This is a genomic window from Olsenella intestinalis (assembly GCF_023276655.1).
GTDB classification, from domain to species: Bacteria; Actinomycetota; Coriobacteriia; order Coriobacteriales; family Atopobiaceae; genus Olsenella_J; species Olsenella_J intestinalis.
Genome location: NZ_JALGRK010000001.1, coordinates 478,178 through 490,237 on the forward strand (window position 1 = coordinate 478,178; position 12,060 = coordinate 490,237).

Annotated in this window: 12 protein-coding genes; 4 read left to right on the top strand and 8 right to left on the bottom strand. The window is 68.9% G+C overall.

Going from position 1 to position 12,060, the window contains the following annotated elements; all coding sequences use genetic code 11:
* Positions 1 to 53 precede the first annotated feature (53 nt).
* The 7 genes from M5D76_RS01900 to M5D76_RS01930 form a co-directional block, all read right to left on the bottom strand.
* Complete coding sequence (locus M5D76_RS01900; RefSeq protein ID WP_248921701.1) at positions 54 to 1,127, bottom strand: type IV pilus twitching motility protein PilT; 1,074 nt, start codon at positions 1,125 to 1,127, stop codon at positions 54 to 56.
* 13 nt (positions 1,128 to 1,140) lie between these two features.
* Positions 1,141 to 1,644 (bottom strand): hypothetical protein, encoded by a 504-nt coding sequence (locus M5D76_RS01905; protein WP_248921702.1) that lies wholly within the window; start codon positions 1,642 to 1,644, stop codon positions 1,141 to 1,143.
* Entirely contained in the window at positions 1,644 to 2,021 is a 378-nt protein-coding gene (locus M5D76_RS01910) for a type IV pilus modification PilV family protein (RefSeq protein ID WP_248921703.1), read from the bottom strand. The genes M5D76_RS01905 and M5D76_RS01910 overlap by 1 nt, the downstream gene beginning before the upstream one ends.
* A 1-nt stretch (position 2,022) precedes the next feature.
* Positions 2,023 to 2,589, bottom strand: coding sequence for a DUF4860 domain-containing protein (locus M5D76_RS01915; RefSeq protein WP_248921704.1), 567 nt, complete (start codon positions 2,587 to 2,589; stop codon positions 2,023 to 2,025).
* Positions 2,586 to 2,912 (bottom strand): hypothetical protein, encoded by a 327-nt coding sequence (locus M5D76_RS01920; RefSeq protein ID WP_248921705.1) that lies wholly within the window; start codon positions 2,910 to 2,912, stop codon positions 2,586 to 2,588. The genes M5D76_RS01915 and M5D76_RS01920 overlap by 4 nt, the downstream gene beginning before the upstream one ends.
* A 15-nt stretch (positions 2,913 to 2,927) precedes the next feature.
* On the bottom strand, positions 2,928 to 3,980 hold the full coding sequence (locus tag M5D76_RS01925) for a type II secretion system F family protein (RefSeq protein ID WP_248921706.1): 1,053 nt from the start codon (positions 3,978 to 3,980) through the stop codon (positions 2,928 to 2,930).
* 69 nt (positions 3,981 to 4,049) lie between these two features.
* Positions 4,050 to 4,937 (bottom strand): transglutaminase-like domain-containing protein, encoded by an 888-nt coding sequence (locus M5D76_RS01930; RefSeq protein ID WP_248921707.1) that lies wholly within the window; start codon positions 4,935 to 4,937, stop codon positions 4,050 to 4,052.
* A 394-nt stretch (positions 4,938 to 5,331) separates the two neighbouring features.
* On the opposite strand from M5D76_RS01930, the gene purE reads away from it, so the two are divergent.
* The 4 genes from purE (at position 5,332) to purN (ending at position 8,698) form a co-directional block, all read left to right on the top strand.
* Entirely contained in the window at positions 5,332 to 5,793 is a 462-nt protein-coding gene (gene purE / locus M5D76_RS01935) for a 5-(carboxyamino)imidazole ribonucleotide mutase (protein ID WP_248921708.1), read from the top strand.
* Positions 5,794 to 5,821: 28 nt separating this feature from the next.
* A complete protein-coding gene (locus M5D76_RS01940) occupies positions 5,822 to 6,865 on the top strand; it encodes a class B sortase (RefSeq protein ID WP_248921709.1) in 1,044 nt (347 codons plus the stop codon).
* A 94-nt stretch (positions 6,866 to 6,959) separates the two neighbouring features.
* The gene (gene purM, locus M5D76_RS01945) at positions 6,960 to 8,033 is read left to right on the top strand and encodes a phosphoribosylformylglycinamidine cyclo-ligase (RefSeq protein ID WP_248921710.1); all 1,074 of its coding nucleotides are present in this window, start codon (positions 6,960 to 6,962) and stop codon (positions 8,031 to 8,033) included.
* Entirely contained in the window at positions 8,030 to 8,698 is a 669-nt protein-coding gene (gene purN / locus M5D76_RS01950) for a phosphoribosylglycinamide formyltransferase (RefSeq protein ID WP_248921711.1), read from the top strand. The genes purM and purN overlap by 4 nt, the downstream gene beginning before the upstream one ends.
* Before the next feature lie 122 nt (positions 8,699 to 8,820).
* Here the strand turns inward: purN and M5D76_RS01955 are convergent, their stop codons facing one another.
* On the bottom strand, positions 8,821 to 12,018 hold the full coding sequence (locus M5D76_RS01955) for an InlB B-repeat-containing protein (protein ID WP_248921712.1): 3,198 nt from the start codon (positions 12,016 to 12,018) through the stop codon (positions 8,821 to 8,823).
* Positions 12,019 to 12,060 lie beyond the last annotated feature (42 nt).

Below are 12,060 nucleotides of genomic sequence, written 5' to 3' on the forward strand. Positions count from 1 at the left end.
CGCCCAATAAATCGCGCCCTCGACGGGGTTGCGCTGCAGGCGAGGGACGTGGCCTACATGCCGGCGGCGGCGAAGCGGTTCTCGAGCGCCTCCTGGTGGATGGCGTGCTGGATGGCCGTGTCACGGGAGATGATGCCGTCCTTGGCAAGGCCGAACAGGCTCTGGTCCATGGTGATCATGCCGACGCTGGAGGCGGAGGCCATGATGGAGTCCATCTGGTAGGTCTTCTCCTCGCGGATGAGGTTGCGGATGGCGGGGTTGCAGACCATGATCTCGAACGCGGGCACGATCTTGCCGTCGACGGTGGGCACGAGCTGCTCGCTGACGACGGCCTGGAGGACCATCGAGAGCTGCAGGCGGATCTGGCGCTGCTGCGTGGCAGGGAAGGTGTCGACGATGCGGTCGACCGTGGTCGACGCGCTCGAGGTGTGCATGGTCGAGAGGATGAGCTGGCTCATCTCAGCTGCCGTGACGGCGGTCGCCATGGTGTCGCGGTCGCGCATCTCGCCGAGAAGGACGACGTCCGGCGCCTCGCGCAGGGCAGAGCGCAGAGCCTCGGAGTAGGTCGCGACGTCGGTGGGGACCTCGCGCTGCGTGACGATGCACCTGCGGTGCTGGTGCACGTACTCGATGGGGTCCTCCATCGTGACGATGTGGCCGTCGCGCTCGTTGTTGAGGCGGTCGACCATGCAGGCGAGCGTGGTGGACTTGCCGGCGCCGGCCGTGCCCGTGACGAGCACGAGGCCGCGCTTGAAGTTGACGAGGGAGAGGACCTCCTCGGGGATGCCGAACTCCTTGGGGTCGGGAAGGCCGAAGGGGATCACACGGATGACCATGCCGAAGGAGCCGCGCTGGCGGAAGGCGTTCGCTCGGAAGCGCCCGAGGCCGGCGATGGAGAACGAAAAGTCCTCGTCGTGGTTGTAGTTGTCCTCGAAATGGGAGAAGTCGCGGCCGGCGAGGCGGTAGATCTCACGGACGAAGGACTCCGTGTCGGCGGGCATGAGCCTGTCCATGTCGCAGCGGATCTGCTTCCCGCCGACCTTGTAGGAGAGCGGCAGGCCGGCGACGACGAAGATGTCGGACGCCTTGCGGTCGATCATGTCCCTCAGAGTCGCTTCGAGCTCCATGTTCTTCTCCAAACTAGTTTGTGCCCGGGCCGCCCCAGAGCGTCGTCGCGTCCTTCTCGTCGGCCGACACGGCCGCGAGCCTCCATGCGCTGACGTCACAGGCGAGGTCGTCGGTCACGTTGATGGTGACGGTGAGCGTGCGCCCGCCGGTTGTCGTGATGGTGGCCTCCACCTTGCTGCCGTCCACGCGCGCGATCGCGGTCACGTCGCTCGTGGAGACGACGCTCGAGATGCCGGAGAGCTTGCCCGAGAGGGCGTCAAGCGCCGCCGCGCGGTCTGCGCCGCTGGCCTTACTCTGTGCGAGCTGGGCGTCGACGCGCGCGACGAGCTGCTGCCCGCAGGTCTCGGCGCGGTACGCCTCGGTGGTCATGGTGGCCTGGCGCGCGGTGAGCGCGCGCATGGCGCCGGCGGTGGTGACCTCGAGGACCGAGAGGACCGCCAGCACGATGACGATGACCACCGTGAGGATGGTGAGTAGGCCGATGCGCATGTTGCCGGTTCCGGACGGCTTGGACATCACGCTTCACCTCCCACGTAGCGGGCGGTCTCGAGCGTGTAGAGCGTCGCTTCGCTCTCGGCGTCGGCCACGGTGATGGTCGCACGGAACATGGTGCCGGGGCCGGTGGGCTCGGAGGTCGCCGTGCACGTGGCGACAACATCCTGGCCGGACTCGGTGTGGGTGCCCTCGAACGGGCGCGCCGAGAAGTCCTCGGCCACGTTGGTGGCGAGCACGATCGCGCTCGCCGTGCGCGCGCTCGTGCGGGCGTCGCGCTGCGAGGTCGCCACAAGCTTGGCGAACACCGCGAGCGTCGAGGTGAGGACGACGATGAGGACGAGCGCCTCCACGAGGAAGGCCACGCCGTGCTGGTTCGTGCCGCGTCTCGTCGAGGCCATGCTATGCACCCCCAAGGGCGTTGCGCAGCGCCACCTTGGCGACGCAGTCATCGGTCTTGATGGTGAGCAGGCCCTCGTCGTAGGCGAACGAGAAGGACGAGGTGGCTCCCAGGGACGTCGCCTTGGAGGGCGTGTAGGGCGTGCCCTGCACGGAGTACTCCTCGACGAGCTTTCCCTGGTAGAGGTAGATGCGGTTCTCGTAGGTCCCGTGGTCGAGCGCGTCGACGATCACGAGGGACTCGCCCTCGGGCCCCGTCCCCCGCGCGATCGCGGAGCGCTGGTCGCCTGCCCGAAGGGCGCTCACCACGGGCCCGAGCTCGAGCGACGAGCGCTCGCTCTTCTCTTGCATCTCATGCAGGGAGCGATAGCTGATGGTGGCCATGCCGACGGCCAGAAGCTCGATGGCCACGAAGACCGCGAAGAGGATCATGAGGAAGACCCCCATGGAGCCGCCCCTTTGGGGCGTGCGCATGCGCGCGCTCGAGGCGAGGGCCTCGAGGACCTGCTCGTCCCTGCTGCCGCGCTCGGCTGCGCGGCCGTCGTCAGCGATGCGCGTCCAGTCGCTCATCGTGCCACCACCGTCACGGTCGGAACGACGTTTCCTGCGAACGACTCGTAGCCCACCACGTAGTCGCGATGGTTCACCACGAGGCCGTAGTTCTTCTCGAGGTAGGAGAGCGAGGCGGGGTAGGACCCCTCGACGGCACAGCATCGGTTGGCGGTCTCGATGATCGTCGCCCTCAGCGCCATCGCGCCCTGCTCGCGCGTGCGCGCCTGGAAGATCCCGTAGCCGACGAAGACCGCCGCGGCAAGCACGACAACGACGACGGCCGCGATGATGCGGCTGCGCCGGCGCGCCCTGATCTGCCGTGTTGTCTGCTCGTGGTACATGGTCGACTCACATTCCTAGGCGATCGAGTGCATGATGCCGATGAGGGGCAGCATCACCGAGACGAGCGTCGTTCCGACGGCCAGCGTGAGGAAGGCCGCAAGCAGGGGCTCGACGCGGGAGATGAGGGCGTCGACCTGCTCGAGCGCGTCGTCGAAGAAGAGGTGCGAGAGACGGCTCAGGATCTGGTCGATGCTGCCGGTGGTGGAGCCCACCTGCAGCATGCGCGCGTAGACGGGCTCGAAGATGTCGTGCTTGGCGATCGCCTGCGCAAGGCTGAGCGGCTCCTGCACGCTGCGCATGTCGGCGAGGACCCCCTCGAGGCGCTCGTGCAGCGTGGCGTTGGTCACGAGCCCCATGGAGCTCTCGAGCGCCGCCTCGGTGTCGAGGCCGGAGGAGATGTAGGTGGAGAGCGCCGAGGTGAAGCGCGCGACCGCCAGCTCGTAGAGGGCGTCACGCGTGGGCCCGAAGTTCTCGAAGAAGCTGATCGCGCGCAGGCGGCCGGACTCGGACGCGCACATGAGGGCGAGCGCGAGGACCGCAATCGCCAGCACGATGGTCACGACGAGCGCGACCCAGCCGATCGCGATAGAGGCGCCCACGGCCCCGAACGAGCTGCTCGTGAGCGACCCGGAGATGCGCTCGTACGCGCTGATGAAGACCGGCAGGATGATGATCACCGTGAACGCGAGGATGACCGCCATGATGCACAGGAGCGCGGCGGGGTAGCTCACGGCCGCGCGCAGCTTGGCGAAGGCCGAGCCCTCCTCGTCGTAGTAGGTCTCGAGGCTGCGCAGCACGCCCTCGACGCGGCCCGAGCGCTCGCCGGCGCGGACCATCTCGACCGCGTACTCGGGGAAGGCGCTCGTTTCGGCCATGGCGTCCGCCAGGCCGCTGCCCTCGACGATCGTCGCGTAGAGCTCGCCGCAGACGCTCCTGAAGCGCGAGTCGCTCTGGTTGTCCGACAGCATGTGGACGGCCTCGTCCATCTGGATGCCGGCCGAGAGCATGCTCGCCATGCTTCCGCAGAATGCGCTGATGGCGCTGCTCTCAAGCAAGGTCTCTGCCATCGTGGTCGTCCTTCCATCCACGCGGGGCCATCCGTCAACGTCCGCCCCCGCACAACACGCCATGTCGTCCTAGTACACGTACCGCACAGTATATGTCTTGCCGTCTCCCACGTACTGCTCGGCATCGCCCGCCGCGGCAAACGTGAGGTCAACGCGACTCCAGGTGTTGGGGTCGACGGTGAACTTGACGGTCTTCCAGGTCCCGTCGATGTAGACGAGGATCCAGGAGTGGTAGATGTCGCCCGGCGACACGTAGCCGCAGGCGAGCCTGCAGGGGATCCCGACGCTGCGGAGCATGGCGCAGCCGAGAGAAGCATAGTCAAAGCAGATGCCCGTTCGGGAGGCGAGGGTGTCGTCGGGGTCGGGCACGTAGCCCGTGGCGTCCTTGAGCCGCGCGGCCTTGTCGGTGTCATAGGTGACGTTGTCGACCACGAAGGTGCAGATGCTCTTGACCGCCTCGCCCTGGTTGGACGCGCTCGCCACGAGCTCCCGCGCCCGCGCCACGCACGCGCTGTCCTCCGTGTAGTCGCAGAAGACGTTGGGGTGCAGGAACGGCTCGAACTCGCTCGCCAGCTGGACTTGGGCGCTCGCCGACGCCACCTCGACGTAGCTTGTGCCTTCGGTGTTGCGCATGACGCGGAAGGTGTACGCGCCGTCGCCCATGTTGAGCGGGCACGCGATGGGTGTCCCGTCGGACGGCAGGTCGTAGTTGTAGCTCTGCTCGCCCATGATCACCTGGAACTTGAGGCGCACCGGGCTCGTCGCGCTCGCCGAGACGTAGCCCTCGCTCACGTGGGACGTGTCGATCGAGCCGCCCTGCCCGCCCTCGGCCGACGCCGCATCGAAGGCGCTCTCGCTCACGCGCCCCGCCGCGGCGAACGCGGCACCCGAGACGGTCTCGCCCGACGAGCCGCAGCCAAGGGTGAGCACCGCGGCGCACACGACGCCGACGGCCATGCAGACCCTACGCAAGCGCCTCGCGCGACGTCGCAGCGCACCGCCACACCCGCTCGCGTGAGGGCTCACCCTGTGTCGACTCTCAAACGCCATGGCATGCTCCTTGGCGCACGCCTCGGCGAGCCCTGGGCGCCGAGGCACGAGGCAGTTGAGGCCAGCGTATCAATCGCCGCCGTCCCGACCGCGCGAAATGCGGTGCGCGGCGTGCCTTTCGGCCTGCGCGGCAGACGGCGCGCCCCCGATTCGTTACGTCTTGGGTGCAAGGGGCGCCTCGCCGGTAAGGCACGTTATACTGGACGCACCTTCCCGCCGCGACACGTCTCGCTGCGGGAGCGGGCGAGAAGAGCCCACGCCCCTCTCGCCGCACGTGACATGACTTCTATGGAGGGCGAGCATGGCAGACGCACCACTGGTAGGAATCATCATGGGGTCCAAGTCAGACCTCCCCGCCATGGAGGCGTGCACCAAGCAGCTCGAGGAGTTCGGCGTTCCCTACGAGCTCACCATCGCCTCGGCGCACCGCGCGCCCGAGCGCGTGCACGAGTGGGCGTCGAGCGCCGCCGACCGCGGGATCAAGGTCATCATCGCTGCCGCCGGCAAGGCCGCGCACCTCGGTGGCGTGGTCGCTGCGTTCACGCCGCTGCCCATCGTCGGCGTTCCCATGAAGACGTCGGACCTCGGCGGGATGGACTCGCTGCTCTCCATGGTCCAGATGCCCTCCGGCGTCCCGGTGGCCTGCGTGGCCATCGGCGGCTCCAAGAACGCCGCAATCTACGCAACGCAGATCCTCGGCGCCACCATGCCCGAGTATCGAGAGAAGGTCGTCGAGTTCAAGCGCGCCATGGCCGAGGCCTAGGCGCGCCTCTTCGTAAGGAGGGGTTCTAATGGCTGAGAATTCCAACCACCGCCACATGCGCGACGACTCCGCTGCGCCCGGCGCTCCCGCAGGCCAGCCTTCCCGCGCCGCGGGAACGGACGCGTCTCCCTTCGACGTCATCTCTCCCGACTCGCCCTCGCTCGACCCGGCCGCGGCCGCCGCGTCCGGCGCGGCGCACGCCGCCGACCCCGCCTCCGGCGCCCCCGGCGGGAAGAAGAAGCGCAAGAAGGGCAACCTCGTCTCCAACATCCTGATCGCCGTCGGCGTCATCCTGCTGCTCGTCGCGGCGGGCATCTGGGGCTTCTCCATGTGGCGCTACCACGAGCAGGACGTCCAGAACAAGAAGCTCGCCGCCTACGCCACGCTCGGCGACGGCGCCCCCAAGATCGACTGGGCCGCGCTCAAGGCGATCAACCCCGACATCGTCGGCTGGCTCTACGTCCCCGGCACCGTCATCAACTACCCCGTCTACCAGGGTAGCGACAACGAGTGGTACCTGCGCCACAGCGCTACGGGCGAGTGGATCGTCGGCGGCCAGATCTTCCTCGACTGCGAGAACACCAAGCCCGGCATGGTCGACCAGCAGTCCATCCTCTACGGGCACCACCTCAAGGACGGCTCGATGTTCTACCCGCTGTTCCTCCTCAAGGATCAGGAGGTGTTCGACGCCACGAAGACCATCTGGTACGTGACAGAGGAGCACGAGTACGAGCTCGAGCCCCTGATGGCCTACTTCACGCACCCCGAGGACCAGGAGGTCCGCCGCTTCCAGTTCACCTCCGAGGAGGAGTTCCACGACTACCTCCGCGAGCGCCTGACGCACGCCGTCTCCAAGCGCGCCGACGTCGACCAGGCGATCAACAACGCCAAGCACGTCCTCACGATGTCGACCTGCAACTACTACGACGGCTACGGCCGCTCTGAGCTCATCGCCATCCCCAAGGACGAGGCCGCGGGCACGGCTGCCACGCAGCAGCAGGCCGCCCCGGCAGAGGCCGCGGCAGCCGCGGCCGACGTCGTCGCGGATGCCTCGGCGCAGGAGGCACAGTAGCGAGAAGAGCCTACCGCCCCACAAGGACCACCATCTACGCCGGCACGCGCCGGCCAGCTGACACGAGACGCGCGAACCCAAAGGAGAGCAGCACATGCAGAAGGACCAAGCCAGGCACGTAACCTACGCCGACGCGGGCGTCGACGTGGACGAGGGCGCCCGCGCCGTCGAGGCGATCAAGGGCGCCGTCAAGGCCACGAGTCGCCCCGAGGTGATCGGCGGCCTGGGCGGCTTCGGCTCCTGCTTCTCCATGAAGTCCTTCAAGGACATGGAGGACCCCGTGCTGGTCTCCGGCACCGACGGCGTGGGCACCAAGCTCGCGATCGCCCAGCTGCTCGACCGCCACGACACCGTGGGCGAGGACCTCGTCGCCATGTGCGTCGACGACGTCGTCCCCGTGGGCGCCGAGCCCCTCTTCTTCCTCGACTACGTCGCCATCGGCAAGCTCCGCGCCGAGCATGTCGCCGAGGTCGTGGGCGGCATTGCCCGCGGTTGCGAGAAGAGCGGCTGCGCGCTCGTGGGCGGCGAGATGGCCGAGCATCCTGGCGTGATGGCGCCCGACGACTACGACCTCGCCGGCTTCGTCGTGGGCGTCGTCGACCGCCCCAAGATGATCGGTCCCGACAAGGTCCGCCCCGGCGACGTCATCGTCGGCCTGCCCAGCTCCGGCATCCACTCCAACGGCTACTCGCTCGTGCGCAAGGTCGCCATCGAGGGCAAGTCCGTCGCAGAGCTCAACGAGCCGCTCGAGGAGCTCGGCGGCGAGTCCATCGCCGACGCCGTGCTTCGTCCCACCACCATCTACGCCGGCGGCCTCGTCGCCGCACTCAAGGCCGGCGCCCCCATCCACGCCATGGCCCACATCACCGGCGGCGGCATCACCGAGAACCTCAACCGCGCGCTACCCGCCAACGTCGACGCCGTGGTCGACCGCGGCGGCGCCGACGGCCCCGCCTGGGACGTGCCGCCCATCATCGACTACTGCGTCCGCGCCGCGAACCTCACGCCCGACGAGGCCTACAAGACCTTCAACATGGGCGTCGGCATGAGCGTCATCTGCGCTCCCGACGACCTCGACGAGGTCTGCGAGAAGCTCTCCGACCAGGGCTTCGCGCCCTTCGTCATGGGCGAGTGCGTCGAGGGCGAGGGCAAGGTGGTCTACCGATGAGCGCAGCCCAGAGCGCGGCCGCGGCCCAGGGCGGCCACCAGGACCACAGGCCGCTTCGCCTCGGCGTCTTGATCTCCGGCTCCGGCACCAACCTCCAGGCCATCATCGACCGCATCGCCGCCGGCACCCTCGACGCCGAGGTCGCGATCGTCATCTCCTCGCGCCCGAGCGCCCTGGGCCTCAAGCGAGCGGAGGCCGCCGGCATCCAGACAATGACGCTCTCCAAGGACATCTACGCCGACCCCATCACGGCCGACGAGGTCATCGCCTCTACGCTCAGGTCCGCCGACGTCGACTACGTCATCATGGCCGGCTACATGCGCATGGTCCACGCGCCCATCCTGCGTACCTTCGAGAACCGCGTGGTCAACCTGCACCCGGCGCTGCTGCCCAGCTTCAAGGGCGCCCACGCCATCCAGGACGCCTACGACTACGGCGTCAAGGTCACGGGCGTCACGGTGCACTTCGCCGACGACAAGTACGACTGCGGCCCGATCATCGCCCAGCGCGCGCTCGCGATCGACGAGTCCTGGTCCGTCGACGAGCTCGAGGAGCACATCCACGCCATCGAGCACGAGCTCTATCCCGACACCATCCAGCTCCTTGCCGAGGGCCGCGTCTCCGTGCGCGACGACGGCACGGTCGCCATCGCTCCTGCGTCGTAGGAGACGCCTCGGCGCCCTGTTCAGCAAGCAATTCCAGTATTTGCCCCCCGCATCCACGCGGCCGGGGGACCATCTCGGTCTGTAGTGGGGGACTTGTCTTGTCTGGTTGGCTTGGCCTGTCGCTAGCGCCCCGCCCGCTTGCGACGATCGGCCAACGCGAGCGTCGCTGTGGCGGCGGCAAGCAGGAGGGTGCATGCTCCCGCCGTCCTAGCAAGCGGGTCGCCTGTTCCGGGCGTGGGCGTGGTCGACGCCCCAGAGGGATCGTTGCCGGCGGGTGCCTCACGGGGCGGGAGTGCGCTCCACTGCGCGAAGAGCGTCACGGTTTCGTTGGGGTCCGCAAGGTCGACGAGAAGCTCGCCGTCCTGGAAGGAGGTGCCCGTGCCATCTGCCTTTGTGTTCCAGCCGGCGAACTCGAAACCGTCGCGCGCGAAGCCGTTGGGCGAGAGCTGGGTCTGGACGTGCTCGGGGACAACCTGCACGCCCATGGCGCCTGACCCGCCGTTCGCATCGTAGGCGATCACGTACTCGTAGGGCCCGGACCATTGCGCCATGCAGGTGAGGCTGGCGGAGTCGGACGGCTTGAGGGCGAGGGTCACGGTGTCGCCCGGGCGACCGAGATCCCAGCCCGCAAAGCGCCAGCCTATGCGGGAGAAGCCGTTTTCGGGCAGGACGAACGACGCGGATTCGAGAGAGCCGTAGGCGTTCATGTGCTGGGTGGCCACGAGCTCGTCGACGAAGCCATCGTCCGCGCCGTTGCCGTCGAAGGAGAGGGTGACGTCGCGGTCATAGAGGCCGTAGAAGGTGACGTCGGTCTGTGGGGCGATGACGTCACCGGCGGAGAACTCGGGTGCGGCAGCGGCGTCGCCACCCTGCGTCCAGCCGAGTGCGGCCCACCCGTCGACAGGGGCGAGGTCGGGGGCGGTCACGGACGCGTATGAGATGACGTCGGAGAGCTGCGGCACGGTCTGAACGCTGCGGCCGGAAGCGGGTTGGTCCTGAGAGGCGGCAAGGGGGTCGGCGGCAGGCTCTTCTCCGCTGACGAACGTGAGGTCGCGAACCCAAACGGCGTGGAAGTCGACGAAGCCGGTCTCGGTGGAGAGGTTGCGCACGGCCTGGCCGTCGGTGTAGTCGACCTGGAGCGAATCGTGCGCGCGCCATCCGGCGAAGCGCCAGCCGGGGCGCTCGAGGGAGAGCTCCGCCGCAGTGGTGAGCGGCGTCTCGGGGTCGCCGTAGACGAAGTCCTGGGTGCCGACCTGCTCGTCTCCGTTGAGGAACCTGACGTTGTAGCGGTTGGCGGCCCAGCGCGCGAAGACGCGCGTCGAGGCGTCGATGGGGGTCGAGAAGTCGAACTGGCGCGTCTCGCCGGGGTCGTCCGAGACGAACCATCCCTCGAAGGTATAGCCCGTGGCGGAGGGGTCCTCGGGGCGCGTGGCCGGGGTGCCGCGGGTCACGAACTGGGGTGCGACCGGGTCTCCGTGGCCCTGCATGGCGAAGGTGACGCTGGGCTCCCAGAAGGCGTAGAGGGTGGTCTCGGCCGTGATGGGGGTCGAGAAGTCGAAGGCCCGGAAGGAGTAGTGGTCGGTGGACCAGCCGAGGAAGTCGCCGATGGAGGAGACGGGGTCGGCGGGCCTTGCGGCAAGGTCGCCCGAGTCGAGCTCCTGCGTCTCGGGCATGGCGACGCCGGTACCGTTGTCGTCGAAGGTGACGGCAAGCTTCCAGGAGGCGTAGAGGGTGGTGGTGCCGACCTGGTAGGCGCCAGGGACGAAGGAGCCGTCGCGATCGATGCACTTCGTGCCCCGGCCGTTGGGCTCGGTGAAGTAGCCCGTGAAGGTCCAGCCGGCCTTGGTGGGAACGTCGATGGAGTCGATTGTCATGCCGAGGCCGTCGACGGAGTAGTAGTCGTCGTAGTAGAGGTCGGTCTTGGGCGCGGCGTAGATGGTGGAGTTGCCTGCCGGGGTGTCGGCGCCCTGGTCGTCGAGGGCGATGATGCTGGCGAGGTACTCGACCGTGACCTGGCCCTCGCCGGTCCCGCCGCCGGCCGTGGTCGTGGCCACGGTGATGCCGTCGCGGACGATGGAGCCGGCGTCGGCCTTCTGCCCCTGGAAGAAGCCCTCGCCGAGGAAGCCCGAGCCCGCCCCGGCGGATGCGTCGGAGTGGCCGCCTCCCCAGTCGCGCGCGAAGCCGCCCCAGTAGCCGCCCCCGCCCCCGCCCTTGCCCTCGGCGCCATTGGTCGCGCCGTTGGTGCCGGCGATGCCGTCCATGCCCACGCCGCGCTTGTAGCCGGAGGTCTGGGTGCCGCCCGCTGGGGCCGTGCCGCTGTTTGCGGCGCCGTTGCCTCCGGACGCGCCGCCGCCCGCGCCGCCGCTGTAGTTCCAGCAGGCGCCGCCACCGCCGCCCGCGACGAGCGCGAGCTGGGAGTCGGTGAGGTCTGCGGTGGATCCCTCGGCCGCGGCGAGGTGGCTTGCGCCGCCACCGGCGCCGCCCGAGGTGCAGAGGCGGCCCCTGCGCCAGTTGCCCGTGCCGCCGCTACCGCCTCCGTTGGCGCCTCCGACGGTGGGCGTGACCGCGCCGTCGCCGCCCGTGCCGGTCTGGCCCTGGCCGCCGGCGACGCCATAGAGCGTGCGGGGGCTCATGGGGGAGACGGCCTTGGCCGTCCCGCCGAAGCCGCCCGAGACGGCGCCGGCCGCGCTACCGCCGCCCCGGCCGCCTATGACCGTGAAGCGATAGATGGCGTTGTCGGCGAGGATGATGGTGTTCTGGGTGCCAGGGGCTGCCGACCAGGAGTCGGTGCCCGCGCGCGAGATCGTGACGGTCACGCCCTCTGTGATCGGGGCCGTTGCCTGGACGCTGAGGGCGCCGGTGTCCTCCGGATGGTCGGCGTCTGCCTCGGCCGGCGTTGCTCCAAGGGCCTGTGGGGCGATTGGTGCGGGGGTCGCTGTGGGGTCGAGCGCGGAGGCGAGGGCGCCCGTGGCAGCCGCGGGCTGGATGCCGGGCTCGTCGAGGACGTCAGTGAGGGAGGGGACGTCGGCGTCGAGCGATGAGGGGGTGGCGTTGGCCCCGGCTTCGGCGTTCGCCTCGGTGTCGGTCGGCTGCTCGGGATCGGGCGCCGAGGTCGGGGCCGAGGTATCGGAGGCCTCGGCGTCATCGTCGGGCTGCGCGGGGACGGCGGACTCCTCGGCTTGTTCGTCCGTCGCGTCGGAGACCGAGGGGCGCTCTGGGAGGGACTGGGCCGTGGTCGTGCCGGTCGGTAGGAGCCCGACTGCAAGGACGAACGAGAAGAAGACGGAAAGCGCCTTGGATGCGCGACTGGTACGTTTCATGTTGAACCTGCGCCCTCGTGGTTGCGGTGGTCGCATACTTGC

Excerpts from the sequence above, each read along its gene's own strand:
- M5D76_RS01920 (WP_248921705.1), bottom strand. The coding sequence starts at position 2,912 with ATGTACCACGAGCAGACAACACGGCAGATCAGGGCGCGCCGGCGCAGC.
- M5D76_RS01910 (WP_248921703.1), bottom strand. The coding sequence starts at position 2,021 with ATGGCCTCGACGAGACGCGGCACGAACCAGCACGGCGTGGCCTTCCTC.
- M5D76_RS01930 (WP_248921707.1), bottom strand. The coding sequence starts at position 4,937 with ATGGCCGTCGGCGTCGTGTGCGCCGCGGTGCTCACCCTTGGCTGCGGC.
- purM (WP_248921710.1), top strand. The coding sequence starts at position 6,960 with ATGCAGAAGGACCAAGCCAGGCACGTAACCTACGCCGACGCGGGCGTC.
- purE (WP_248921708.1), top strand. The coding sequence starts at position 5,332 with ATGGCAGACGCACCACTGGTAGGAATCATCATGGGGTCCAAGTCAGAC.
- M5D76_RS01940 (WP_248921709.1), top strand. The coding sequence starts at position 5,822 with ATGGCTGAGAATTCCAACCACCGCCACATGCGCGACGACTCCGCTGCG.
- M5D76_RS01925 (WP_248921706.1), bottom strand. The coding sequence starts at position 3,980 with ATGGCAGAGACCTTGCTTGAGAGCAGCGCCATCAGCGCATTCTGCGGA.
- purN (WP_248921711.1), top strand. The coding sequence starts at position 8,030 with ATGAGCGCAGCCCAGAGCGCGGCCGCGGCCCAGGGCGGCCACCAGGAC.
- M5D76_RS01915 (WP_248921704.1), bottom strand. The coding sequence starts at position 2,589 with ATGAGCGACTGGACGCGCATCGCTGACGACGGCCGCGCAGCCGAGCGC.
- M5D76_RS01900 (WP_248921701.1), bottom strand. The coding sequence starts at position 1,127 with ATGGAGCTCGAAGCGACTCTGAGGGACATGATCGACCGCAAGGCGTCC.
- M5D76_RS01905 (WP_248921702.1), bottom strand. The coding sequence starts at position 1,644 with ATGTCCAAGCCGTCCGGAACCGGCAACATGCGCATCGGCCTACTCACC.
- M5D76_RS01955 (WP_248921712.1), bottom strand. The coding sequence starts at position 12,018 with ATGAAACGTACCAGTCGCGCATCCAAGGCGCTTTCCGTCTTCTTCTCG.